A 24848-nucleotide genomic window follows, 5' to 3' on the forward strand; every position below is an offset into this window, starting at 1 on the left:
GTGACATTTCTTCGGGCCAAATGTGGCAACGCCACGCGCCTTTCTTTCAAAGCCGCAATGCGTTTTGACAGGAATGAAGGGGGAAAGTCGGGCGAAGAGGGATTCACCCTCGTCGAACTGATGGTCGTCATCGTCATCATCGGTTTGCTGGCGACGATCGTGGCGATCAACGTCATCCCTGCTACCGACACCGCGCGCGTCGAGAAGGCCAAGGCGGACATCGCAACCATCGAACAGGCGTTGGAGCAGTATCGGCTCGACAATCTGACCTATCCGTCGGCATCGGATGGCCTCCAGGCGCTGCTCAACCCGCCGCCCTCGCTTGCGCAGCCGCAACGTTATCGGCGCGGAGGCTATATCAAGAAACTGCCTGATGATCCCTGGGGCCGCGCTTATGTCTACACCGTACCGGGTCGTCGCGGCGCGTTCGACATCAGCTCGCTGGGCGCCGACGGTCAGCCGGGCGGAGAGCAGGAAAATGCGGACATCTATTCCAGCGAACTCTGAGCGGACGTACAAGGCGGAATTCGCGGTGGACGCGCGTTCCGCCCAACAGGGCTTCACGTTGTTGGAGCTGATGGTCGTGCTGACGATCATCGGTTTCATTTCGGCGGCCGTTGTGCTGGCCATCCCCGATCCGCGCGGCCGCGTGATTGAAGATGCCGACCGCTTCGCCGCGCGCGTTGCCGCCGCGCGCGACGAAGCGGTCGTGACCGCGCGCCCCCTGGGCCTGTGGGTATCCGCGTCCGGCTACGGCTTTCAGCGCCGCGATGGCGGCCAGTGGACGCCGCTGGAAGAAAAGCCGTTCGTCACCACCAACTGGAAGCCCGGCACGCGCGCGCAAGTCGGGCGGGATGGGCGCTTGCAGATCGGCTTCGACGGGACGGGCCTGCCTACCGATGCCCTCACCGTGACCCTTGCGCGCGAAGGTGAACGCGTGTCCGTCAGCATCGACATGGCCGGCAAGGTGATGGTCGATGGCTGATCGCGCGCGTCAGGGGGAAGGGGGCTTTACCCTGCTGGAAATGCTGGTGGCGCTCGCTGTGTTCAGCCTGGCCGCGCTGGCGCTTGTCCGGTTGCAGGGCGTGACGCTGCGCACGGCGGCCGACCTGGATAGCAAGGCGATGGGCCAGATCGTTGCACGCAACCTTATGGTGGACGTGCAGACTGATCCTGTCCCCCCCTCGATTGGCGAAGAAGACGGTGAGGTTTCCAATGGGGGACGTCGCTGGCGCTGGAGCCGTGTGGTCAAGCCGACCGATGACCGCCGCCTGCTACAGGTCGACCTGACGGTTGATGGCCAGCCCGGTGCATCGCCGGTCGCGCTCAGCTTTGTGCGGGTGGTGGAATGACGCAGGGCAGGCAAATCGTCGTGCAACGGGGCTTCGAGCCCGAAACGCGTTCCGCCGAACCCGGCTGCATGTCTGATATGCGTTCCGCCGAACACGGCTGCATGTCTGATATGCGTTCCGCCGAACACGGCTGCATGTCTGATATGCGTTCCGCCGAACACGGCTTCATGTCTGATATGCGTTCCGCCGAACACGGCTTCATGTCTGATATGCGTTCCGCCGAACACGGCTTCACGTCTGATATGCGTTCCGCCGAACACGGCTTCACGCTGATCGAGCTGCTGGTCGCGTTGATGATTTTCGCGATGCTGGCGAGTGCGGGCGTATTGTTGCTGGGCAACAGCGTGTCGGCGCAGGCGCAGGTCAAGGCGCGGCTCGATGATATGGCCGCGGTGCAGCGGGCCGGCGGCGCGCTCGCCGGGGACTTGGGACAGGCGGTGCCGCGCATCACCCGGACAGAGGCGGGCACGCTGGCCCCGGCTTTCTGGGCGCATGATGATGGAGACGCGCAACCCGTGATGCAGTTCGTGCGCGGGGGCTGGGACAATCTGGGTGACATGCCGCGCCCCTCCCTGCAGAAGGTCGAATATTGGGTCCGGCAAGGGCGGCTGGAGCGGCGGACCTATGCGCAGCTCGATGGCGCTGCGGGCGATGATCCTGCCGCACTGCTCGACAATGTCGAGGCCGTGACGCTGCGTTTTCGCGATGCGCAGGGGCGGTGGCGGGAGGATTGGACACCAAGCCAGCCCGACCTGCTGCCCAAGGCGGTCGAGATGACGGTGACGCGCACCGGCGAGCCGCCGGTCATGATGCGCTTTCTGGTTGCACCGGGTCCGGTCGAAAAGCTGGAAGGCGCGGAAGGAGCGGCCGGTGCCTGATCCTGGCAATCCAAAAGAACGGGGCGCCGCGCTGCTGACCGTACTGCTCCTGGTTGCGGTGATGGCAGTGGTCGCGTCGACCGCCCTGGAACGCGTGGCGCTTGCCACGCGCATGACCGGCAATGGCGGCGCGGTGGATCAGGCGCGCGCCTTCGCTGATGCCGGCACGGAAATGGCGCGGTTGCGCATCAACGATCTGGTCGAATCCAATCCTGCGAAGATCACGCTGGCGGGCGGGTGGATGGGCACGCCGCAAACAATTCCCGTGCCTGGCGGTCTGGCGACCGCGCAAGTGACCGATGGCGGCAATTGCTTCAACCTCAACAGCGTGGTCAGCGGACGAAGCGAGGCCCTCCTCAAGGTGCGTCCGGTCGGCGTGTCCCAGTTCCAGGCGCTGCTGGAGGCATTGGGCGTGGACGCGCGTCAGGCAGCGACGGCTGCGTCAAGCCTGGCCGACTGGGTCGACAGCGACACCGTGCCGCAACCGGGCGGTGCGGAGGATGAAACCTATGCCGGCATGGATCGGCCCTATCGCGCCGCCAATCGCATGATGATCGACCCAAGCGAGTTGCGCGCGGTCGCCGGTATCACGCCTGCCATCTATGATCTGGTGAAGCCTTGGATTTGCGCGTTGCCTGTCACGGACCTGTCGCCGATCAACATCAATACGCTGCTGCCTGCGCAGGCGCCCCTTTTTGCGATGCTGCTGCCGGGCGAGCTGAGCGTCGCGCAGGCACGGCAATTGCTGGCGCAGCGGCCGGAGGATGGCTACGGCAGCGTGCCGGGCTTTTGGAAGCTGCCCTCGCTGGTCGGCCTGTCGCCCGCGGCCGAGGTCGCAGAGCAGGTGAAGTTGAAGACGGGATTTTTTGGAGTGACGGTTTCGGTGAATGTCGGGGGAACGCAGGTGGTGGAACGCGCGCTGATCGATGCGCGGGAAAGCCCGGCGCAATTGGTGCGGCGTAGCTGGGGCGCGGGGGCGTGAGCAGCCGCGACGCGCTGATCCTTTTCCTGCCCGAAGCGGCGGAACTGCCCGTGCGCTGGATGCGGGTGATCGATGGGGCGCTGGTCCAGTCGGGCGAAGGCGCCAACTGGCTCGCCGCCTGTGGCATAGCCGCTTTGCCCGAACAGGCCCGCGTGCTGCTGGTGCCGCCGGCCGCCCTGGTGACGCTGCACTGGATGGCCTACCCCGATCTTCCCCCGCGGCAGGGACGGGCGGCTGCGCGGTTGGCGGTGCTGGCGAGCGGGCTGCTGCCTGCCGACCAGCTATTCGCCGCTGTCGATGAAAATGACGATCCGTCCGCGCCGCATCTGATCGCTTTGGCCAGCCGCACCGATATGCAGCATTGGATGCTTTGGGCCCAGAATCATGGCCTTGATCCTGATATCATCGTGCCCGCCCCCCTATTGATCGAAGCGCCAGAACAGGGGTTGGGCCGCGCCATGATCGGCGGTACGGCGGTGCTGCGCGGTGAGAATATGGCGCTGCCCGAGGACATGGCGCTGCCCGAGCTGATCGCCGATGCGCCGGTGATCGACGTCACCACCGGCATGGTGGAGGGACGCGCGATCGCGGCGCTGGACCGACCACCACTTGACATGCGCCAAGGCGATTTCGCCAAGCGGGTGCGACCGGCTTTGGATCACCGTGCGCTTCAACGCATCGCGGTCTGGACAGGGATGATCCTGTTCTTGCTGCTGGCGACGGCGCTGATTTGGCTTGCACGTCAGCATAGCGAGGCGAACCGGCTGGATCGCGAAAGCCTGGCGCTGGCGCAGGAGGTTTTGCCAAACGCATCTGACGCTGCGCAGGCGCAGATCGAAATGGAGGGCCGGCTGGCCGCGCGGGGTGCTGGCGGACGCGCCTTTACCGCGCCTGTCGCCGCCTTGCTGTCGGCCATGCAGGATGCACCGGGCGTTGCGCTCACGACCCTGTCGCGGGATGCCGACGGCATGGTTCGCGCCACATTGGCATCCGCCAAGGCGGAGGACATCAATATCGTGCTGCTCGCGCTTCAGGCGGCGGGCTTTACGATTACGGCCACGTCGTCCCAGGATCCGGGCGGCCGGACGCTGGCGGAAGTCACGGTGCGGGCATGATGGACAGGTTGGGACTTTATTGGGCGGAACGCTCGCCCCGCGAACGCTGGATGCTGGGCGTGATGTTCGCGCTGCTGGCGATCGTCATCCTCTGGTTTGGCATTGCCGTCCCGCTCGACCGGGCGCAGCGTGACGCCCGCGACCGGCTGGTGGAGGCGACCGAGCGCAATGCCGCCATTCGCGCCACCGTGGCGCAGCTAAAGGCGCTGCCCCGCGCGCCAGCCAATGTCGGATCGACCGTGCCGCTCGACCAGTTTGTCGGGCAGAGCGCCGGGGAGGCCGGCCTGACGCTGGAGCGCGCCCAGGCGCAGGGGAATGACCGGATGGATATTGCCATTGCCTCGGTGCGACCGATCGCACTGTTTTCGTGGCTTTCGACACTGGAAGGGCAGGGCGTGCGCGTCGTCACCATGAGCGCGCGCCCGTCCCCCACGGCGGGCAGCATTTCCGTGCAGGCCGTGCTGGAACGGGGAGAGGGGCAATGATGGGGCTGGTCCTGTCCCGCCGCATGCGTGTCTTCCTCGTCGTCATGCTGCTCCTTGCTCTCTTGCTCTTCCTGCCGATGCGCGTGGCGCTTGGGCTGGCCGGTCTGGAGCGGCTGGGCGTTTCCGCGCGCGCAATCAGCGGCACCGTCTGGAGCGGGCGGATCGACCAGTTGATGCTAGGCAACATGCCGCTGGGCACGGTTCGCGCCGGACTATCACCGATCGGCCTGTTCATGGGCCGGGCGCGTTTTGACATAGCCCGGCAAAAGGGGCTGCCCGATGATATTGCCGGCGCGATCACGGTGGGTTTCGGACGGATCGGAGTCGACGATGTGACGGGCGCCGTTCCGTTGGGACACACGTTCGCGCCGCTGCCGGTCAGCAGCCTGACGATGGAGGATGTCAGCGGGTATTTTGTCGGCGATCGCTGTGGCCATGCCGAAGGCCGCGTGCGCGCGCGCCTGGCGGGGCAGTTTCCCGGCCTCAACCTGTCGCAAGGCCTGTCGGGCGTTGCGGCATGCGACGGGGAAGCGCTGCTGCTGCCGCTGGTCAGCCAGTCGGGGCTGGAAAAAATCACCCTGCGTCTTTGGCGCTCGGGCCGCTATGTCGCCGAAATGCGGGTCGATACCACGGACCCCACCTTGGCGTCGACTCTGGAACAGGCAGGCTTCACCGCTGAGGGCAACGCCAGGATGTTGAAGGTCGAAGGCAGGTTGTGATGTCCCCCTGGGCCGCGTTGCTGGGCGCGCTGGCGGGTGCCATCCTTGGCAGCTTCCTCGCTACGGTGATTATACGCTGGCCCCAGGGCAGGGGGGTGATGCGCGGCCGTTCCGCCTGCGACAGCTGTGGCCGGACGCTCGGCCCCCGCGACCTTTTTCCGTTGGTCAGTGCGCTGCTGAGTCGCGGCCGGTGTCGGTCCTGCAGCGCCCGGATCGATCCGTTGCATGGACGGGTGGAAGCTGGCTGCGCGGTGATCGGGTGCTTCGCGCTGGGTTTTGCGCCGAACCTTGCTGGCGCTGCCTGGGCATCCCTTGGCTGGCTGCTGCTGCCATTGGCGATTCTGGACTGGCGCCATTTCTGGCTGCCGGACGCGCTCACCCTCCCGCTCGCATTCCTTGGATTTGCGCTCGGCCCCTACGCGACCGATGTTGGCGTGATGGACAGGGGCATTGGTGCAGCGCTGGGCTATGGCGTGCTGCTGGCGATTGCCCTGTCCTATCGCGCGATAAGGGGCAGGGACGGGCTGGGGCTGGGGGATGCCAAGCTGCTGGGGGCGCTGGGAGCCTGGTTCGGATGGCAGGCATTGCCGCTGATCCTGTTCTGCGCCGCGGGATCGGGGCTTTTGGTCATGCTGCTGACGGGCCGGGCGAAAAGTGCCGCCGCGCGAGCGCCGCTCGGCACATTTCTGGCTATCGCGGCCGTGCCGGGCTGGATGCTGACAATCTACCTGATGCCATGATCGGATCCAGGCTGCGAAAGGCCCGTGGTGCATTCATTTCAAGCAGAGGGGAAGGCCCGCGACGATGAGGGTCACTTCGTCGCAGATGGTCGCCATCGCCTGGTTCAGACGACCGGCATGGTCGCGAAATCGCCTGGCAAGCGCATTGTCGGGAACGATGCCCCAGCCCACCTCATTAGCGACCAGAATGATCGTGCCGTCAAAGCGATCCATGGCTTGCGTGAGGCTCGACATCTCGGCCTCGATCGGCCTGTCAGCCAGCACGAGGTTGGACAGCCAGAGCGTCAGGCAATCGACGAGCACGACCTTGCCTTGGCCGGACAGGGCGTCGATCGTTGGGGCAAGGGCGAGCGGCGCTTCGATGCAGTCCCAGCGCGCGTCCCGGTCGGCGCGATGACGGGCGATGCGTGCATGCATTTCATCATCGAACGCTTGGGCAGTGGCGATGAAAACCGGCGCGCCAACCGCTGCTTCGGCGCGCTGCTGTGCGTAGCGGCTTTTGCCTGAACGCGCGCCGCCTAGGCACAGGAGACGGTGACGGGTCATAGCGTACGGTTGGTTCCTGGTTGCAGATCAGAGCGGCCAGATTGTCAGGGCGGTGACCACCCATAACAGGAAGCAGGCGCGGATATAGAGGCGCAGCGCATGATCGATGTCGATGGCGCCCGCGGATCGCCCCTCCGCGTTGATCCATGGCTTGTCATGCTGGACGCCATCATAGGCGACGGGGCCCGCCAGCCGAACGTCCAATATGCCGGCCATCGCCGCTTCGGGCCAGCCGGCATTGGGTGAAGCATGCTTGCCCGCGTCGCGCCATGCCATGCGCCAGCCGCCTCCGCCTGCCATGCACAGCAGCAGCGCGGAAAGGCGCGCAGGGATAAGGTTCGCCACATCGTCCAGCCGCGCCGCCGACCAGCCGAACGCGCGCCAGCGCTCTTCCTTATGGCCGATCAGGCTATCCGCAGTATTGATAGCCTTATAGGTCCAAACGCCCGGAAGGCCCAGCAGCAGCAGCCAGAAAAGTGGCGCGACGACCCCGTCGCAAAGGCTTTCCGCCAGGCTTTCGATGGCGGCGCGGGAAATACCGGCCTCATCCAACGCGCCGGTGTCTCGACCGACGATCGCGCTCACGGACTGCCGCGCGACGGGCAGGTCCCTGGAATGGAGGGCGGCGGCGACCGGGCGAACATGCTGGAACAGACTGCGTTGCGCGAGCGCAGGCCATGCCAGGATGCCAAAGCCGATCCACGCGAAGTCGGCCATCAGATACTCGATCATCAGCGTCAATGCGGCCGTGACGCCGATCACCACGCCGAGCAGCAGGACCAGGGTCGCAAGCCCCAATGCGCGGCGCGCGCTAAAAGTGAAGGATGGCCGGTTCCACCGTCGTTCGCAGCCGTCGATCGCGCGCGCAAATAGGCCGATCGGATGGCCGATGCCGCGATAGAGGCGATCGGGCCAACCCACAGCCGCATCCACAATCAAGGCGATCATCGCGGCCGATTCAACCATGACGCAATGCCCGGTCCAGCCGGTCGAACGATGCTGCATCACGCGGCAATCCTATGCGGAGCCAATGGCGGCGATCAGCAAAGGGGCGCGTCAATATCGCCTGCCGGGCAAGTTGGTCGAACAGCGCATGGGCGTCATCGACCTCGATCAGGCGAAACAGCGGGCAGGCGCCGATCGGGGAATATCCGTGGTCGGTCAACAGGGCGTCGAGTGTAGCAGCGGCGTCGAACAGACCCAGCCGCGTCCGCGCAATCCATGCATGATCCTGGTAGGCTGCGGTCCCGATCGCCAGCGCGGCGGCTGACAGGGGCCAGGCCCCCAGCAGGCTGCGCAACGGGTCGATGATGATCCGTGGGCCAAGGACGAAGCCGAGACGAACGCCGGCCAATCCGAAAAATTTGCCGAAGGACCGGAAGATGACCAGCCGCGCCGTGTCGCGCACGTCGCTTGCCATGCTGATGCGGGGATCGACGTCAGCAAAGGCTTCGTCGATCAGCAGCCAGCTGGTATCGGATCGTTTCCTGAGCAAGCCATCCATCTCGGCGGGCGCGATCGTCCGACCATCCGGGTTGTTGGGGTTGGCCAATATCAGCGTGGTTGATGTCCCGCTCGCATCATGCGCTGCTGCGGGAATGCTGCCGGCGATCATTTCGGCATGGGTGCGATAGCCGGGTTCGACATGATGGGCCGGGCCGCCGAGCATCCGGCCTACCAGCCGCATCCCGATTTCGGTGCCGGGAACGGCGCAGACATGGACGGGCGCGACGCCGAAATAGGCCGCGGCGACTTGCTCCAGTTCCTTGAGGGCCGACATTTCGGGCAGACGTGCCCAATCGAAAGAATCTGGTGCCGCACCGGGCCATGGATCGGGATTGATGCCGGTGGACAGGTCCATCCACGGCGCATCACCGCCAAATGCCCGCTTGGCCGCTTCCAAAGCGCCGCCGTGCCAGACAAAGGGGCTGCTCATGTCAGGGCGCTGGCGATGGCCGCGGCCAGCAGCAGGGCTGTCTCGGTGAGTTCGATGCCAGCGCCATGGCCATCGCCTGAAATGCCCCCGATGCGCCGCCTGATCCACAGCCCCCAGACCAGCGTCGCAAATGGAAGGAGCGACAGCGAAAGCGACAGCATCACCGTGGTTGCGATCAGGACCAAAGCCCAGACGATCAGGTCGATCGTCCGCACGGCATGACGAAAGCGCGACCCCAGCCCTTCATGGAGCGGCGGCAACCAGCGCGCCCAGCAAAGCGGTGCGATACGGGCGGCAAAGGGAATGGGGGCCAGGGCGAACAGCGCGTCCGTCATGATAAGATGATGGAGCAGGACCAGCTTTGCGATCAGCTGCATCATGATCGCAACGATGGCGAAACTGCCGGCATGCGGATCGCGCAGCACTGCCAGAATGTCATCCTTGCCCTTGTGCGCCGCACCGGCCGCATCGGCAATATCGCCCAGCCCATCCAGATGCAGCGCGCCGGTGATCCACGTCCAGACGGCCAGCGCCGCCAATGCCCCAACCCAGTCGCCTATCATTGTCCCGGCCCAGGCCGCCGCCGTGACCAGCAGGCCAATCACGATCCCGACAGCAGGGAACCATCGGATCGAGGCGGCAAAGTCATCGGCCTGTGCAGCGACGGCGGGCAAGGGAAGGCGCGTGAGAAACTGAAAGGCGAGGATGAGGCGCCTCATCGCCCCAAACCGGTCAACTGGGCTGATGGCTGTTCGCCGGGCCAGACCTGAAACGACAGCAACGCGCCATAAGGCAGATCGAACGACCAGAGTTGGCTCATATCGAACCCGCATAGCAGATGGAGGGCCGCGCGCATTGGCCCACCATGCGTCAGGATGAGGGTAGGCCGTGGCGTGAGGCCTGACAGCGCGGCGGAAATGCGATCGACCAGATCGGACCAGCGCTCCCCTCCGGGGGGCGGACTTGTGTCCGGATCTGCCCAGAACCGGCCCAACGCCTCGGCATCGAGGTCGGCGGCGGCGCGTCCGTCCCAATCTCCAAAATCCAGTTCACGCCAGCGTGGGTCCAGCGCCGGGGTCATATCCTGCTCCGCGCCAATGGCTTCAGCGGGAAGGCGGCATCGCTCCAGGTGCGAAGCGATCAACTGATCGACGTCCAGGCCCCGCGCCTGACGCAGGCACTGGTCGATCCCTTCCGGCGTCGGCGCCATATCCGTACGGCCAAGCATCAGGCCCGGCTGAACCGGCTCACCGTGGCGAAGAAGATGCAGGCGATAGCCACTCATTGCCTATCCGAAACGAAGGCTTCGGCGAAGGTTGCCATCTCGGCATGGGCGGCAAGCGCGGACCGGACGATATGGGTCGCCACTGCCGCGCCGCTACCTTCGCCCAGACGCATGCCAAGGGACAGCAGGGGATCGAGCCCCAGCCGGTCGAGAAGTCGGGCGTGCCCCGGTTCGGCCGAACAATGGCCCGCGATGCAATGATCGGTAATGGCTGGATTATCGACCGCCAAAGGGGCAAGCGCTGCGCAACAGATAAAACCATCGAGGATGACGGGCACGCCAAGTTGGCGTGCGCGCAGCATCGCGCCGGCCATGGCGGCGATTTCCCGGCCACCGACATGGCGCAAAGTTTCAAAGGCGGAACGGGGCACCTTGCCATGCAAGGCGAGCGCGCGATCGATGACCGCGATCTTGCGCTGAACGCCTGCGCCATCCACGCCGGTGCCTGGGCCGGTCCATGCCGCAGCGGCCTCACCAAAACTGCGCGCGCACAGGGCGGCTGCGGCCGTCGAATTGCCGATGCCCATTTCGCCGAGCACGATCATGTCGAGATTGGCGTCCACTTGAGCCGCGCCGATACTGAGCGCGGACAGGCATTCGTCGACGGACATGGCCGGCGCCAGCGAGAAATCCTGCGTCGGCCGGTCAAGATCGATGGGCACGACATGAAGGTCAAGACCGGCCGCGCGGGTCAGGGCGTTGATGGCCGCGCCGCCGCTTTCAAAATTGCTCACCATCTGGGCGGTGACGCTGGCGGGAAAGGCACTGACCCCCTGTGCGGTGACGCCATGATTGCCGGCAAAGACGACGGCGCGGGCGGTGTCGATACGGGGCCGTTCCCGTTTCTGCCAGCCCGCGAAGAAGACCGCGATCTCCTCCAGCCGGCCGAGCGATCCCGCCGGTTTCGTCAGTTCCGCTTGCCGGGCACGTGCCGCTGCCTGCGCTTTTGGATCGGCGGCGGGTAAATCGGCAAGGGCGTGTTCGAATGCTGTGATGGTGGAAAAGCCAGTCATGTCGCTACATATCCTGCCGGAGGAACGCGCACCAGGAAATGGCCCTTCACACCTTGCGGCCACAGGGCGTAGGGCACCTGTCCTTCGGCGCTGGCCGCATGGTTCAGCGCATAATCCAGGATCGCGCGCGCGGCGTCCTCATCGGGCTCGAACCGACCCAGAACATAGCCCATCTTGCCGGGCGCGCGCAGATGGACCGTGCAGCCATCACCGCAGGCAAACAGGCAGGGCATCGACTGAATGGCGATGTCCCGATAGGCCGGATCGCTCGCCTGCACCCGATCCAGCGCCGCGACGAGCCGCGCGCCATCGCGCGGCTCGCCCGACGCCGGGCTGCCGGGGCGGCGGCAACTGCTGCACGCCACCACGGCTGGACCGGGATCGACCGGGGTCAGCATGTCAGAAACGGCCTCTGATCCCGGCATAGATGCTGCGGCCCAGAGTGCCGTAGCGATACGCCGTCATATACTGTTCGTCGAAGACATTCTCCGCCCGCGCGAACAGCCGGAGGCTGTCGCTCAGCCGATATTCCGCCCGCAGGTCGACCAGCGTATAATCGTCGAGCCGCGTAGCGTTGGAGGCGTTGTCATAGCTTTTACCCGCCCAGCGCACCGCAGAGCCCAGCGTCAGACCAAAGGCGAAGTCATAGGATAGGGACGCATTGGCCAGATGGCGCGGGCGACGGGGCAGCCAGTTGCCTTCATTGGCAGTGCCGGCGGAGCGATCCTCCGCCACGGTCCAACTATAATTGCCATCCAGCGTCAATCCGCCGAGGCGAAACGCCGCATCCGCTTCGACGCCATGCGCTTCTGCACGGGCCACGTTCAGATAATAGCCCCAGCGCGGCGTGTCGGTGCCGGGCACGACGCAAAGCGGATCGGTGGTGCCGACGTCGCAGCCATTATAGATGATCTGCCCGGTCGTTGTCCGCTCGAAATAGGTCGCGCCGATCGTCAGCATGTCCCCGAAGAACGCCTGCTGCGCGCCCGCTTCCCAACCATGAGCACGTTCAGGGTCGAGGTTCACATTCCCATATTCGCTGAACAGCTGGTAGAGGGACGGGGCCTTGAACCCTTCACCATAGCTGGCGCGCAGCGTTGTCCCGCTGGGCAGGGTCCAGATGCCGCCCGCCGAAAAAAGCGTGCGTCCGCCATAGCGATTATGATCGTCATGGCGCACGCCGCCATTGATGGTGAGGCCATCGAGCGGGCGGACGGTCAGTTGGCCATAGACGCTGGTTATTTCCGCCTTGCCCCTGACAAAGTCGGGGAGCGGATCGGCCAGGGAGCCGGACGGCGACCGGCTTTTGAAGCGCGACCGCTCATTTTCCACGCCGAAGGTCGCGGAAATGCGATCGGACAGGTCGAAGATGCCCTGATATTCGAACCGGCGGTTCTTGCCGGCCGCCTCGAAGCTCAGGGGCCGTTCAAGTTCCGGGCTGTAGCTGTCGCGATCGGTGTCGGTATAATTATAGGCAATGCGGTTGCGCAACCGTCCGTCGAGCAGAGCGAAATTGAGGCCGGCATAGCCGACAAACTCGCGATTATGGCTGTAATCGGGCGCGTCGCCGCTGAACCCGTCAATCTCCACCCGGCCTGTCGAATAATAGCCGCGCAGGTCTATGCTGGCGTTGGCGCCCAGCGCCAGTTCCGCCCGACCGGCGACATTGCGGTTGGTGTAGCCATCCCGCTCGCCGCCGCCAAAGGCCGGCGCGATAGCCGAGATGCCTTCGGTGGTGAAGGACTGGCCACCGATCCGCCAGCTGAGCGGACCGGACACGCCGCCCAGTGCGGCGCGGGCGCTGACGGTATCGCGCGATCCCCCTTCGATGTCGAAGCTGCCCTCGATCGGGGCCTGTGGACTGGCGGTGACGATGTTGACCACGCCGCCAATCGCCTGGCTGCCCCAAAGCGTCGATTGTGGGCCGCGCAGGACCTCGATCCGCTGCGCATCGCCGATCAGCAGATTGGCGAAATTATAGCCGCCGCCAGTCGAGGACGGATCATTGAGCTTCACCCCATCGATGACAACGACGGTCTGTTCGGATTCCGCGCCGCGAATGCGCAGCGAGGTGGCGGTGCCATAGCCACCATTGCGCGACATGCTGATGCCGGGCGTGCGCAACAGCAATTCGGTTGCGCCGATATCCTGCGCCCGGTCAATCGTGGCCTTGTCGAGCACCGTGATTGAAGCGGGCACCTGATCGAGTGGCGTGGGCGTCCGGGTGGCGGTGACGACGATACCACTATCGTCAAACATTTCCTCAGGCGCCTGCGCCAGAGCCGGAAAGGCGATGGACAATGCGACGAAAGCAACGGAATTCTTGAGCAACAGGCTCTGCATGGTAACCCCCTTTGACACGAGCCGCGCGCATGCGGGCCATGCCGTCCCTTGCAAAAAGGACAAACGACATCGCCCGCGCAAAGCGCGACGCTTCCTGTCGTCATGCGGGTTTACCCCCGTCCGCCCGGCTCACCCTGTCCGCGCGAAAGACGACGGCGACGGGCAGGTCTCCTGGCTTGCGGGTCAACGCCGGTCGGTCGCCTTCTCGGAAGCTGCGCTTCCAATGGCATATGGCCGATGACTCACCGCATACAGTTGCAGGGGCAGCCGGATGTTATCCGTTCCCATTTTCATCCCCGTCGCCGGGGAACCTGTCGCAGCGCGGCCGTTACATCGGATGGTGGCAAGCCGTCAATCGTTTCGCGAGAGCAAAATTCTACAGGTGACGCCGGCCCATGGGGATGATGCTGGGCCAGGCGCCTTCCATGTCCACCCGCGCGTCTATGCCATAGACCATGGCCAGGTGATCCGGCGTCAGCACTTGCTGAGGACTGCCGTCAGCGATCAGACGTCCCTCATCGATCAGGATCAGCCGATCACAATAGCGCGCCGCCATCGTGAGGTCGTGCAGCACCGCGATGACCAAAGCTCCCTGACGGGCCTGATCGCGCAGCAGGTCCATGACATCGATCTGGTGCCCCGGATCAAGGCTGGCGAGCGGTTCATCCGCGATCAGGGCCGGGGCTTCGATGGCGAGCGCACGCGCGAGCATCACCCGGGCGCGCTCCCCCCCGGACAATTGCGTGGCGACGCGGTGCCGAAGGTCGGCAACATCGGCACGGAGGATCGCGGTCTCGATCGCGGCGGCGTCCGCATCGCCAAGGCGCGACATGGGACCGAGATGCGGCAGCCGGCCAAGGCCCACCAGGCGTTCGACGGTAAGGGGCCAATGCAATGTCTGTCCCTGCGGCAGATAGGCGATCTGCCTGGCGAGGTCCGGCCGCCGAAGCGTGCTCACCGTCCGGCCGTCCAGCGCGATTTCTCCGCGGGAGGGGACCAGCGCCATGATCGCGCGCGCCAGTGTCGATTTGCCGGCGCCGTTGGGGCCGACGACGCCGACCAGCATTCCCGCTGTCAGGGAGGCGTCGATATCCCGCAGCACCGTGCGACGGCCAAGCGTCACGCCGACGCCTCTCAGCGTGAGCATCACCATAGCCGCCGCTCCCGCAAAAGGTGGAGAAGAAAGATGGGGATGCCCAGGAACGCCGTGACGACGCCCAGCTTCAATTCGCTGGTCGTCGGGATCAAGCGCACGGCGATGTCGGACAGGGTCAGCAATGCCGCCCCTCCCAGTGCCGAGGGCAGCAGGATAGCCGAAGGGCTGCGATCGGTCAGCGGCCTTATGAGGTGCGGGACGATAAGGCCGATGAAGCCGATCGTTCCCGATACCGCCACCGCGCCACCCACGCCGATTGCGGTGCCCAGCATCAGCCGCAGGCGTGTGCGGCGAAGGTCGACCCCCAGCGCAATGGCGCCGTCTTCGCCCAACGTCAGCGCATCGAGTGCGCGCCCATCCCATATCAGCAGGACAATGCCGATGGCGATGCAAGGCAGGGCGATCCAGAGATGGTCGAAGGACCGGTTCTCCAGGCTGCCGAGCAACCAGGTCATGATCTCCATGGCGGCGAAGGGATTGGGGGACAGGTTAAGCGCCAGGCTGATGCCCGCCTGCGCCAGGGTGGCGACGGCTATCCCTGCCAGGATCAGGGTCAGCGAACTTTCCGACCGCCCCGCCAGAAAGAAGAGCAGGACCAGCGAAAGACAGGCGGAGCCGATCGCCATTGCTGGCAGCATTAGCGCGTGAAGCTGTGCGAAACCGAAATAAAGCGCGCCGACCGCACCCAGGGCCGCCGCGCTCGACGTGCCCAGCACCGATGGTTCAGCCAGCGGGTTGCGGAGGAAGCCCTGGAGCGAAGCGCCCGAGAGGCCCAGCATCGCGCCGACCGCTAGGCCCAGCAGCGTGCGCGGGATGCGCAGGTCGAACAGGATCGTGCGGGTGACGCTATCGCCATGTCCGGCCAGTGCCGCGAGGATGCGGTGCAGCGGCAGCGGGACAGCGCCCAGCAACAGGGACCCGAATGCCGCAACGGCCATCAACAGGGTCAGCCCGCCCAGCAGGAGCATGCGGCCCCGTAGATTATGGATCATCATTACCATTGGCCGGCCGTGATGTGACGACTATGGCACTTGGCATGATGCACAAGGCTCTTATTCCGGTTTCCGTCCTCTGCCTGCTCGCGACCGCCGCTGGTTCCGCCATTTGGGCGTCGAACGCCGTCGCCGGCCGATCGACCGGCCATACGCCCAAGCGGATCGTGTCGGTGAATCTGTGTGCCGATCAGCTTGTGCTGGCGCTGGCGGACCGGAACCAGATTGCCGGCCTGACCCGCAACGCCGCCGACCGGGAAATGTCGGCCGAGGCGACCCGGGCGCAAGGCCTGCCGCTGCTCAGCAGTTCGGCCGAGCATATATTGGCGATCGATCCCGATCTGGTCGTGGGCATGCCCGCCAGCCGCAGCATGGCGCTGGCGGCGCTCAAGGGGCATGATTATCGGACGCTGAACCTTAAAAGTGCGGACCGGCTGGCTGATATTTACGACGCAATCGGGGAAACCGCCGCGGCCGTCGGCCATCCGGAACGCGGAAGGCGTATGATCGCGGCCATGCAACGCGATCTGGCCAACTTGAAGAAAACGGGGCGCGGGCGGATTGCGGCCTATTATCAGCGACGAGGTTATATGACGGGCACCGGCACGCTGGTGGACGACCTGATGGAACGGATGGGCCTCACCAATCTGGCGGCGAAACTGGGCAAGCCGGCGCTTGCGCAGGTCAGCCTGGAAGAGATGGTGGCGGCCCGCCCCGATTTCCTGATCGTCGAAAGCGCGACGGATAAGGTGACGGATCAGGGCAGCGAAATGCTGCATCACCCGGCGCTGCGGGACATTCCCCGCATCAGCATTCCACAGGCCTGGACAGTGTGCGGTAGCGCTGCCTATGTCCGTGCCGCGCATAGCATGTCGGCGCAAATCGCCCGGTTCGACGCGCAGCATCATTAAAATTCAATGCCTCGCTGCGCTTTTACATTCTGTTCGCGGAAAGGGTGTTTGACCTGCGTCATGTCGGTGACGAGGTCCGCCGCGTCGATCAGGGTCTGAGGCGCGTTGCGGCCGGTGATGATGACATGCGTCATCTCAGGCTTGTCCTCCAGTGCGGCCAGAACCTCGTCAAGGGGGAGATAGTCGTATCGCAGCACGATGTTGAGTTCGTCGGCGACAACCATCTGATAGGATGGATCGGCGATCATCCGCTTCACTTCATCCCAAGCAGCGCGCGCAACCGCGATGTCACGGCTGCGGTCCTGCGTGTCCCAGGTAAAGCCTTCACCCATCGGCCTGAATTCGACGAGATCGGGAAAGCGATCGAATACCGCCTTTTCGCCGGTCTGCATCGCCCCCTTCACGAACTGGATGACACCGACCTTCATGCCATGGCCGATGGCGCGGACCACCATGCCGAGCGCAGCGGAGGTCTTGCCCTTGCCAGTGCCGGTATGGACAATGACCAGGCCCTTTTCGATCGTCTTGGACGCGATCTTCTTGTCCTGAGCGACCTTGAGCTTGCGCATCTTCTCCTGATGCTCTGCGTCGGTGCGCGCTTTCACTGAACTGAGCCTGTCATGGCTGAGCAAATGCTGATGATCGACCTCATATCCCCATGTCCTCGACGCATGTGCAACGAAGGCAAGGGATCTGTCGATACGCGGCGCGATCGACCGTCGGGCGGGCCGGGCGTCCGCGTCAGGACGCCGGGCGACCAGCCTGCCGTGGCGACCCCTGCCGCCTGGTCGTCGCTCGCCGGACATGCCGCGCCCCGGTCATTCCCTGGACCAAGGGCAAGAGCGACCCACGCCGGCAGGTCTCCTGGCTCGCAGGTCATCGCCCGTCGCACGCCTTCCCGGACGCATATGTCCAGTGGCCGTTCCGGCAATGGCCGGAACCCGTGCGACGCGCTCACTGCTTACAGTTGCAGGGACAGCCATGGCGTTGGCCACTCCAAGGCGCGGCCGCACCATATTCCCTATTAAGCCCATGACGGGCACCAGCGCGATCTTTGACGGACATCTCGCGAGTCCGCGCCCGCGCCATAGCGCGGACGGCGCGACCTTGGCAATCGGGCGCAAGGCCGCACCTCTGTTTCGCTATCAGTCGTGGACGAAGCTGGTGGTCGTCATATGGTAGATTGTGGACACCGGCGCACCGCGCAGCTTCAAGTCGCCCGTCTCTTCCTGGGTAGCGCTCAGGATATAGCGACCCTTGAGGGAAATGGGCAGGGATACCCGGCCTTGGCCGTCCGTGGTGAAGCTCTTCGACCATTTGTCGGGCGAAATTGCCAGCAGCTTGGCGGCAGGGACCGGTTTACCCTCACGCATCAGCGTAAAGCTATTCGCGCCCGCAGCCGTCGGGACGATTTCCAGCGGCAGCACCGCCTTCGTGTCCGATCGGCCGGCACGCGCATAATAGATCACGCCTTGCTTCTTGCCCTCCTCGCCCCAGGGTTCGAACACGCTGTCGTCGGTAACGCGGACATCGCCCGCTGGCACGGCGACCTCGACATAGCCAGCCTTGCGGACCTGAGCCGCATTGGCTGCGCCGATCAGCTTGGGCGCCTTGAGCTTCTCGAACTCCGGATCGCCGCCTTCGGGCAGGGCCTCGGCCGGTTCGCCGAGATAGATGCGGGCAGGGCCATTGCCATCCCGCTCTACCCAGATTTCATGCGCCTGCGCGCTCACCGGCAGGGTCATCAGCGCCAACAGCGCGAGCGGCCATGCTTTCATCGTCTCTCTCCTCGTCATTCGTCAGAAGCGGAATCCGACCGTGCCCATCACATTGCGCGGCGCGCCGATGAAACAGTCGCCGCGCGCCAGGCAGGACGCGTAATAATGGTTGTTCAGCAGATTTGTCGCGTTGACGGCGAAGCGCCAGCTGTTCCAGTTGATTTCCGCCAGGGCGTCGACAGTCGTCCGCGATGGCGTGACAATGGACCAGATCGCGCTGGTCGATACGCTCTTGCCGCTGTGGACGACGCCGCCGCCCAGCCGGAGCTGGGCTTCGTCCGGCAAGCCAAAGGTCTTGGTCGTCCAGAATGATGCGGTGTGGCGCGGCATATAATCGAGATTGGTGTTCGTTTCCGACTTGAGCTTCGTATAACCATAATTGGCCAGCAACTCGAAATCGCCCGGCAGGGTGTGACTGGCCTCGACTTCGAACCCTTTGGTGTTGAGTTCCCCGGATTGCGCGGTGCCGCCAGCGGCGAGGTAGAGCACACGGTTGCGCTCCTTGATCTTGAACGCCGTCGCCGTGACGAGCGTCCCCGGCGCAGGCTGCCATTTGATGCCGGCCTCATATTGGCTACCGGTCTGCGGGCGATAGGGATCGCCAAAGGTGCCGTCGCCATTGTCGATACGGCCCGCGACCGGCAGGAAGCTCTCGGTATAGCTGAAGAAAGGGGAGAAGCCGGCCCCAATTTCGCCGATGATGCCGGCGCGAAAGGTGGTAGCATTGTCCTTCTGCCCGGATGACCCTGTTACCCGATCCCGCCGGGCGCCCAGCACGATCGAAACGCGATCGAAAAAGCGCATCTGGTCCTGAACATAGATACCTAGCTGCTTCTGGCTGTCGGCCAAAAAGGGGCCAGTCGGATCGTAGGTTTTCAAGGCGGCATAATCGATGTCGTACAGGTCGACGATCTCGGTCCCGCCGGCATAGCGCTTTGCCACCTTGTTCCAGCTATAGTCGATGCCGACCAGCAGTTTATGCTCAAGATTGGCGCCAGTGTTGAACGTAAAGAGCAGATTGTTGTCGGTGGAAAAGACATTCATCCGCGCATCGCTGGCATCGGCGGTCAGCCCGATCGTCCGCCCGTCAGTGCCATAAACAGAGAAGGGGTCCTGGGGATTGGAATAGCTGTCGGCATAATGGGTGTTATATTCCAGGTCGCTGTCGATATAGCGCGCCTTGAGGCTGAGTTTCACCTGATCCGAGAAGTCATGGGTGACGAAGGCCGCGCCCTGCAAGGAACGACCGGCATAGCGGTCCCAGCCCGCCTTCCCGACAAATGTGTCGCGATCCAGTTGCGCGCCCGCCACGCGATTGGGCAGGAATGTCCCGACGATCGGCAGGAATTGCGACGTCGATCCGGTATCATCCTCCTGATACAGGCCGGTCAGAATGATGTCGGTGTCCGGCGTGGGTTGCCAGCGGATCGACGGCGCGACCATGACGCGGTCGTCGGGAACATGATCGATGAACGTGTTGGAGTCGCGCGCCCGCCCGACAAACCGGACAGCCAGGTTGTCGGCGATCGCGAAGTTGACGTCGCCCAGCGCTTCCTTGCGATCATAGCTGCCGTAGACGAGGTTTATTTCGCCGCCTGTGGTGAAATTCGGCGTCTTCGTCACAAGGTTCACCAGGCCGCCAATCGAACCCTGCCCGAACAGGACCGAAGCGGGACCGCGCAAAATTTCGACGCGGGAGAAATTATAGGGGTCCGACGTGATCGACGCATAATAAGAGAAGATGTCCCGCATGCCGTCGCGAAACTGCAAGGCATCCAGGCCTCGAATGGTGAAGCCATCGACCCGCGTGTCCCGGCCATAGGGATTGGCGAGCACCCCGGCGGCATATTTTACGGTATCGCTGATACTGATCGCGCCCTGCGACAAATAGCGGTCCGCATCGATGACAGTGATGGGCTGCGGCGTTTCAATGATCGGCGTGTCCGTCTTGGTGCCGGCATATTGGGTGGCGGTGACCATGATCGTGTCGCCGTCCACGCTACTATCGTCCGGCGTCTGTGCGTAGCTTCCGACAGGTGTCGCTACCGCCACCATCGCCACGGAGGATAGCGCCGAAAAACGGATGAAATTCATGATGTCCCCTTTAATCTCTAGGGGCCAAGTATAGCTATTGAGACTATGTTGCAATAGCAGGGTCGGCCGGATCGTCGGGCAGCCATGAAAATATGGCCGTTGCAGCGCAGCTCGAAGCTTCCTCCTGCCGGTCAATCCGGCGGACGCGTTCTTCGCCTGTATCGCGAGAGTCTAGCAGATGCCGCTCCTCGGCAGGCTGGAGGATGCCGAAGCCGCGCACATTCGGAAAACAGCGACTTTGGCGTTCCGGTTGGGAAGCATGCGCATTCACGATCCCGCTGGGAGGGCAGCATCGCGTCCGCTATTACTTCGAGGCCGGCGGTGGCCCGTTGTGGATGGTGGATTCTGTGCCGCAACGCTGACTAGGCGCGGCACCAAAGACTGTTCGCTAAAATCGGGACTGACATTGGGCTGCACAGCTGACGTACCAGCGTGTCTGTGAGTGGTCGGGGAGACAGGATTCGAACCTGCGACATCCTGCTCCCAAAGCAGGCGCGCTACCGGACTGCGCCACTCCCCGACTGCGTGGCCCCTAGCCGGGAAACGAGCGGTCCGTCAATCGATCTTCCATGAAAGATCATCAGTTGGGAAAAATTCACCGGAATGTCTTTGACGACATTTGCCAGGGCACGGCTTCGCGCCCGACGCCCGGATCACGCCATGAAAAAGGGCGGGCCCCGAAGGACCCGCCCTTTCTGAAATCTCGCTAATGCGAAGATTACATCGCGTTCGAAGCGTTCATCGCGTTCATCGCGGCGTTGTCGGCGACATTCGCGGCGTCCATCGCATTGTCCGAAGCGTTCATGGCGTTCTCGACAACGTTTTCGACGACAGCGTTCGAAGCGTTCGCGGTCTCGTTGGCCGGCTTCTCACCGCAAGCGGCGAGGGCCATCAGGCTGGCCGAAGCGAAAACAACAGCGATCTTCTTCATTGTGTACGGCTCCCATAGCATTATGCCGCGTCTGGCACGTTACAGAGTGACCCTACGCGAGCGACCCGCATTAACGTGTGCGCTGCACAAATCAATGCTTTTCTAAGTCGGTGAAGTGGCAGAATCACACGACGGGGTGTTGTCTACTATAAAAGTTCAGTTAGCGCTCATGCTTTCTGCCGCATTGGCGACCAGGTTCAACGTCACTGCCCACGCTGCGACATTCTGTCGCAACTGGGCGACGTCCACCTTGTCGAGCGTATCGTCAGGCGTATGGTGCAGGTCGAAATAGCGTGTGCCGTCCTGCTGCAGGTCGATGACCGGAACGCCCGCCTTCACCAGCGGCGCAATGTCGGCGCCACCACCTGCCTCCTGCCGCCCGGCGCCAATACCCAATGGGGCAAGCGCCATGGCGATCCGCTTGGCCAGGTCATCATGCCCCTGCGGCAGCTTGAAATCGACGCGCCAGACGCGATCGGCGCCAAAGTCCGATTCCATTGCCAAGGCGTGACGCTCGGTTCCGTGGGCCTTGAAATAGGCGCGAGCGCCGTCACCGCCAACTTCCTCGGCGCCTGCCATCAACACGCGAATGGTCCGCCGAGGCTGGCCGGTTTTGGCCACTTGAAGGGCGGATGCGGCCGCAATGCCACAGCCGGTCGCATCATCGATCGCGCCCGTGCCCTGATCCCAGCTGTCGAGGTGACAGGCCGCCACCACCACGCCCGCGGCCGGATCGCTGCCGGGAATTTCGGCGACGACGTTACCCGACGGCTGATCCTTCAACATTTTCGACGTGAGCGTCAGGTGCACCTTCACCGGCTGGCCCCGCTTCACCACCCGCACCAGTTGCTCGGCGTCCGGCACGGACAAGGCGGCGGCCGGGATCGGCGTGGCTCCGTCAGCCCACATCTGTACCCCGGTATGCGGCACGCGATGATGATCGGTGCCGATCGATCGGATCAGGATGGCGATCGCGCCCTTTTTGGACGCGATGCTGGGACCCTGGCGACGCGCGGCACCATAATAGCCATAGGAAGAGCCATCCTGCGTGGCCCCCATCCCATGGTCGACAAAGGCAATCTTGCCCTTCAGGCTAGCGGCCGACGCCGCTTCCAGTGCATCGATACTGGGGAAGTAAATGATCTCGCCCTCGATACCCTTGTCCGACGTGGATCCGCTGTTCCCCAGCGCTGCAAGCACCAGATTTTGCGGGAAGGGCGACAGGATGCGCGCCTCGTCCTGTCCGCGAACCCAGACAGGCATGGTGTAGGGTTCGGCGCGGACATTGGAAAAGCCCAATGCCTTGAGCTTTGCCACCGCCCAGTCGCGCGCACGCGCTTCCTGCGGTGTGCCGGCCGGGCGGGGGCCGACTTCGGTCGTCAGCCCTTCAGTGAAGTCCCACGCCACATCGTCCTTTAGCGCCGCCTCCCGAATCACGTCATTGTCCGCAGGCGCGGCGAGAGACAGGGAAGGGGTGAAAATGCTGCCAAGGAGCAGGGCGGCCAGCGTGCCCGATCGGATTTTCTGCATGGGTGGAGGGGTAACGGGCCTTCCCCTATTTGCCAATATGTTCCGCGTCCGCTAACCCGGCGCAAATTTTCCAATCCGCTTTTTTCCTACCTTAGACTTTCGGAGCAGCGCGCACCCATGTCCGCCTCATCGCAATATGCCTATGTCATGAAGAGCATGACCAAGAGCTTCCCCGGCGCGGCGAAGCCGGTCCTCAATCAGATCAACCTGCAATTTTATCGCGGCGCCAAAATCGGCATCGTCGGCCCCAACGGCGCGGGCAAATCGACCCTGATGAAGATCATGGCCGGCATCGACACCGATTTTTCGGGCGAGGCCTGGCCGGGTGAAAATATCACCGTCGGCTATCTGCCGCAGGAGCCGCAACTCGACCCGAACAAGACTGTCCTTGAAAATGTGAAGGACGGCGCGCGCGAAATGGCGGACAAGCTGGATCGCTTCAACGAGATCAGCATGATCATGGCCGATCCGCCGGAGGACGCGGATTTCGATGCGCTCATGGAAGAAATGGGCACCTTGCAGGAACAGATCGACGCCGCCGATGGGTGGACGCTGGACAACCAGCTGGAAATCGCGATGGAAGCGCTCCGCTGCCCGCCGTCCGATTGGGGCGTCGAAAGCCTTTCCGGCGGTGAAAAGCGCCGCATCGCGCTCACCCGTCTGTTGATCCAGAAGCCGGACATCCTGCTGCTCGACGAACCGACCAACCACCTGGATGCCGAAAGCGTCACCTGGCTGGAAAATCACCTCAAGGAATATGCCGGCGCGGTGCTGATGATCACCCACGACCGCTATTTCCTCGACAATGTCGTGGGCTGGATCCTGGAGCTCGATCGCGGAAAATATTTCCCTTACGAAGGCAACTACTCCACCTATCTGGAGAAGAAGGCCAAGCGTCTGGAGCAGGAGGACCGGGAGGCGACCGGCCGCCAGAAAGCCATTAACGACGAGCTGGAATGGATCCGGCAGGGGCCGAAGGGCCGCCAGACCAAGTCCAAGGCGCGTATCGCCAAGTTCGAGCAGCTCGTCGCCTCCCAGGAAAATCGCGCGCCCGGCAAGGCGCAGATCGTTATCCAGGTGCCTGAACGTCTGGGCGGCAAGGTGATCGAGGCCAAGGGGATTTCCAAAGCCTATGGTGACAAGCTGCTGTTTGAAGACCTGTCCTTCATGCTGCCCCCCGGCGGCATCGTCGGCGTGATCGGCCCGAACGGTGCGGGCAAATCGACATTGTTCAAACTCATCACGGGTCAGGAGCAGCCGGATTCGGGGGAAATCGACGTCGGCTCGACCGTGCGCCTGGGCTATGTCGATCAGAGCCGCGACCATCTGGATGCCAGCAAGAATGTCTGGGAGGAAGTGTCCGACGGCCTCGATTATGTGAAGGTCAACGGCCACGATATGTCGACCCGCGCTTATGTCGGCGCGTTCAATTTCAAGGGACAGGACCAGCAGAAGAATGTCGGCAAGCTGTCGGGTGGTGAACGCAACCGCGTCCACATCGCCAAGATGCTTAAGAAGGGCGGCAACGTGCTGCTGCTCGACGAACCGACCAACGATCTTGACGTCGAAACGCTCGCGGCGCTGGAAGAAGCGATCGAGAATTTCGCTGGTTGCGCCGTGGTCATCAGCCATGACCGCTTCTTTCTTGATCGCCTCGCCACCCATATTCTCGCGTTTGAAGGCGACAGCCATGTCGAATGGTTCGAAGGCAATTTCGAGGCTTATGAAGAGGATAAGCGCCGTCGCCTGGGCGATGCTGCCGATCGGCCGACCCGCCTTGCCTATAAGAAGCTGACGCGCTGATCTGAATGACCTCGGGGCGATTGCAGTTTTTGCAATCGCTCGGGTACCTTTCGCACTTGCGATGATCGCGCTACCATTCCATATCCAAAGGTGCCTTTCAGGCATCCTCTCCTAAAAACTTTCGGGCTGGTCATTCGACCGGCCCTTTTTTTCTGCGGCGCGCAAGGTGGCGGAGCAGGGATAAGAGGGGCGTCCTGCGAGCAAGCCGAACCGCACCAAAAAATCGATAAGCCATTGAACTAAAGGCTTTCATAGAACA

26 protein-coding genes, 1 tRNA gene and 2 riboswitches are annotated in these 24848 nt (G+C 63.8%); of the genes, 11 read left to right on the forward strand and 16 right to left on the reverse strand.

Translation table 11 applies throughout. The features are described from left to right. The first annotated feature begins 57 nt into the window (after positions 1–57). The 9 genes from gspG (at position 58) to LL253_RS06875 (ending at position 6271) form a co-directional block, all read left to right on the forward strand. Positions 58–507: a type II secretion system major pseudopilin GspG gene (gene gspG / locus LL253_RS06835; protein WP_009821690.1), complete on the forward strand. Its 450-nt coding sequence runs from the start codon at positions 58–60 to the stop codon at positions 505–507. 25 nt (positions 508–532) lie between these two features. Then, a complete protein-coding gene (locus LL253_RS06840) occupies positions 533–985 on the forward strand; it encodes a GspH/FimT family pseudopilin (RefSeq protein ID WP_228226680.1) in 453 nt (150 codons plus the stop codon). Then, positions 978–1352, forward strand: a complete 375-nt coding sequence (gspI, locus tag LL253_RS06845) for a type II secretion system minor pseudopilin GspI (RefSeq protein ID WP_228222471.1) — start codon at positions 978–980, stop codon at positions 1350–1352. The genes LL253_RS06840 and gspI overlap by 8 nt, the downstream gene beginning before the upstream one ends. A 242-nt stretch (positions 1353–1594) precedes the next feature. Next, complete coding sequence (gene gspJ, locus LL253_RS06850) at positions 1595–2230, forward strand: type II secretion system minor pseudopilin GspJ (RefSeq protein ID WP_228226681.1); 636 nt, start codon at positions 1595–1597, stop codon at positions 2228–2230. Then, positions 2223–3212 carry a type II secretion system minor pseudopilin GspK gene (gspK, locus tag LL253_RS06855; protein WP_037542705.1) on the forward strand — a complete coding sequence of 330 codons (990 nt, stop codon included), beginning with the start codon at positions 2223–2225 and terminating at the stop codon, positions 3210–3212. The genes gspJ and gspK overlap by 8 nt, the downstream gene beginning before the upstream one ends. Further along, positions 3209–4327, forward strand: a complete 1119-nt coding sequence (gene gspL / locus LL253_RS06860; protein ID WP_228226682.1) for a type II secretion system protein GspL — start codon at positions 3209–3211, stop codon at positions 4325–4327. The genes gspK and gspL overlap by 4 nt, the downstream gene beginning before the upstream one ends. Further along, a complete protein-coding gene (gspM, locus tag LL253_RS06865; protein WP_037542232.1) occupies positions 4324–4812 on the forward strand; it encodes a type II secretion system protein GspM in 489 nt (162 codons plus the stop codon). The genes gspL and gspM overlap by 4 nt, the downstream gene beginning before the upstream one ends. Next, positions 4809–5531 carry a type II secretion system protein N gene (gene gspN / locus LL253_RS06870; RefSeq protein WP_228226683.1) on the forward strand — a complete coding sequence of 241 codons (723 nt, stop codon included), beginning with the start codon at positions 4809–4811 and terminating at the stop codon, positions 5529–5531. The genes gspM and gspN overlap by 4 nt, the downstream gene beginning before the upstream one ends. Further along, positions 5528–6271 (forward strand): prepilin peptidase, encoded by a 744-nt coding sequence (locus tag LL253_RS06875; RefSeq protein ID WP_037542231.1) that lies wholly within the window; start codon positions 5528–5530, stop codon positions 6269–6271. Before gspN ends, LL253_RS06875 begins: the two co-directional genes overlap by 4 nt. A gap of 33 nt (positions 6272–6304) precedes the next feature. Here LL253_RS06875 and cobU read toward each other — a convergent pair whose 3' ends face one another. The 10 genes from cobU to LL253_RS06925 all read right to left on the reverse strand — a co-directional run bounded on the left by cobU (position 6305) and on the right by LL253_RS06925 (position 15545). After that, entirely contained in the window at positions 6305–6817 is a 513-nt protein-coding gene (cobU, locus tag LL253_RS06880) for a bifunctional adenosylcobinamide kinase/adenosylcobinamide-phosphate guanylyltransferase (protein WP_228226684.1), read from the reverse strand. Between the two features lie 27 nt (positions 6818–6844). Beyond that, positions 6845–7822 (reverse strand): adenosylcobinamide-phosphate synthase CbiB, encoded by a 978-nt coding sequence (gene cbiB, locus LL253_RS06885; protein WP_407696086.1) that lies wholly within the window; start codon positions 7820–7822, stop codon positions 6845–6847. Continuing rightward, positions 7776–8753, reverse strand: a complete 978-nt coding sequence (locus LL253_RS06890) for an aminotransferase class I/II-fold pyridoxal phosphate-dependent enzyme (protein WP_228226685.1) — start codon at positions 8751–8753, stop codon at positions 7776–7778. The genes cbiB and LL253_RS06890 overlap by 47 nt, the downstream gene beginning before the upstream one ends. After that, entirely contained in the window at positions 8750–9472 is a 723-nt protein-coding gene (locus tag LL253_RS06895) for an adenosylcobinamide-GDP ribazoletransferase (protein ID WP_228226686.1), read from the reverse strand. The genes LL253_RS06890 and LL253_RS06895 overlap by 4 nt, the downstream gene beginning before the upstream one ends. Further along, a complete protein-coding gene (locus LL253_RS06900) occupies positions 9469–10038 on the reverse strand; it encodes a histidine phosphatase family protein (protein WP_228226687.1) in 570 nt (189 codons plus the stop codon). Before LL253_RS06900 ends, LL253_RS06895 begins: the two co-directional genes overlap by 4 nt. After that, positions 10035–11051 carry a nicotinate-nucleotide--dimethylbenzimidazole phosphoribosyltransferase gene (cobT, locus tag LL253_RS06905; protein WP_228226688.1) on the reverse strand — a complete coding sequence of 339 codons (1017 nt, stop codon included), beginning with the start codon at positions 11049–11051 and terminating at the stop codon, positions 10035–10037. Before cobT ends, LL253_RS06900 begins: the two co-directional genes overlap by 4 nt. Continuing rightward, positions 11048–11449, reverse strand: coding sequence for a DUF1636 domain-containing protein (locus LL253_RS06910; RefSeq protein ID WP_009821675.1), 402 nt, complete (start codon positions 11447–11449; stop codon positions 11048–11050). The genes cobT and LL253_RS06910 overlap by 4 nt, the downstream gene beginning before the upstream one ends. 1 nt (position 11450) lies before the next feature. Beyond that, positions 11451–13394: a TonB-dependent receptor plug domain-containing protein gene (locus tag LL253_RS06915; protein WP_228226689.1), complete on the reverse strand. Its 1944-nt coding sequence runs from the start codon at positions 13392–13394 to the stop codon at positions 11451–11453. A gap of 144 nt (positions 13395–13538) precedes the next feature. After that, positions 13539–13724: riboswitch (cobalamin riboswitch) on the reverse strand. Between the two features lie 46 nt (positions 13725–13770). Next, complete coding sequence (locus LL253_RS06920; protein ID WP_228226690.1) at positions 13771–14547, reverse strand: ABC transporter ATP-binding protein; 777 nt, start codon at positions 14545–14547, stop codon at positions 13771–13773. After that, positions 14541–15545, reverse strand: a complete 1005-nt coding sequence (locus tag LL253_RS06925; protein ID WP_228226839.1) for a FecCD family ABC transporter permease — start codon at positions 15543–15545, stop codon at positions 14541–14543. Before LL253_RS06925 ends, LL253_RS06920 begins: the two co-directional genes overlap by 7 nt. A 41-nt stretch (positions 15546–15586) precedes the next feature. Here LL253_RS06925 and LL253_RS06930 point away from each other — a divergent pair, with 41 nt between their 5' ends. After that, the gene (locus tag LL253_RS06930; protein WP_228226691.1) at positions 15587–16453 is read left to right on the forward strand and encodes an ABC transporter substrate-binding protein; all 867 of its coding nucleotides are present in this window, start codon (positions 15587–15589) and stop codon (positions 16451–16453) included. Here LL253_RS06930 and cobO read toward each other — a convergent pair. The 6 genes from cobO to LL253_RS06960 all read right to left on the reverse strand — a co-directional run bounded on the left by cobO (position 16450) and on the right by LL253_RS06960 (position 22786). Further along, positions 16450–17058, reverse strand: coding sequence for a cob(I)yrinic acid a,c-diamide adenosyltransferase (gene cobO, locus LL253_RS06935; RefSeq protein ID WP_228226692.1), 609 nt, complete (start codon positions 17056–17058; stop codon positions 16450–16452). The two genes, LL253_RS06930 and cobO, sit on opposite strands and share 4 nt — an antisense overlap. Before the next feature lie 232 nt (positions 17059–17290). Next, a riboswitch (cobalamin riboswitch) is annotated at positions 17291–17514 on the reverse strand. A gap of 84 nt (positions 17515–17598) precedes the next feature. Beyond that, the gene (locus LL253_RS06940; RefSeq protein WP_228226693.1) at positions 17599–18231 is read right to left on the reverse strand and encodes a DUF4198 domain-containing protein; all 633 of its coding nucleotides are present in this window, start codon (positions 18229–18231) and stop codon (positions 17599–17601) included. Between the two features lie 21 nt (positions 18232–18252). Continuing rightward, positions 18253–20286: a TonB-dependent siderophore receptor gene (locus LL253_RS06945; RefSeq protein ID WP_009821668.1), complete on the reverse strand. Its 2034-nt coding sequence runs from the start codon at positions 20284–20286 to the stop codon at positions 18253–18255. 482 nt (positions 20287–20768) lie between these two features. Continuing rightward, positions 20769–20845 (reverse strand) — tRNA-Pro (locus tag LL253_RS06950). Between the two features lie 198 nt (positions 20846–21043). Continuing rightward, a complete protein-coding gene (locus LL253_RS06955; RefSeq protein WP_009821667.1) occupies positions 21044–21256 on the reverse strand; it encodes a hypothetical protein in 213 nt (70 codons plus the stop codon). Between the two features lie 156 nt (positions 21257–21412). Next, positions 21413–22786: a M28 family peptidase gene (locus LL253_RS06960; RefSeq protein ID WP_228226694.1), complete on the reverse strand. Its 1374-nt coding sequence runs from the start codon at positions 22784–22786 to the stop codon at positions 21413–21415. A gap of 117 nt (positions 22787–22903) precedes the next feature. On the opposite strand from LL253_RS06960, the gene ettA reads away from it, so the two are divergent. Further along, complete coding sequence (ettA, locus tag LL253_RS06965; protein ID WP_009821665.1) at positions 22904–24589, forward strand: energy-dependent translational throttle protein EttA; 1686 nt, start codon at positions 22904–22906, stop codon at positions 24587–24589. Positions 24590–24848 lie beyond the last annotated feature (259 nt).

The sequence above is a fragment of the Sphingobium soli genome (assembly GCF_020782245.1).
Lineage (GTDB): Bacteria > Pseudomonadota > Alphaproteobacteria > Sphingomonadales > Sphingomonadaceae > Sphingobium > Sphingobium soli.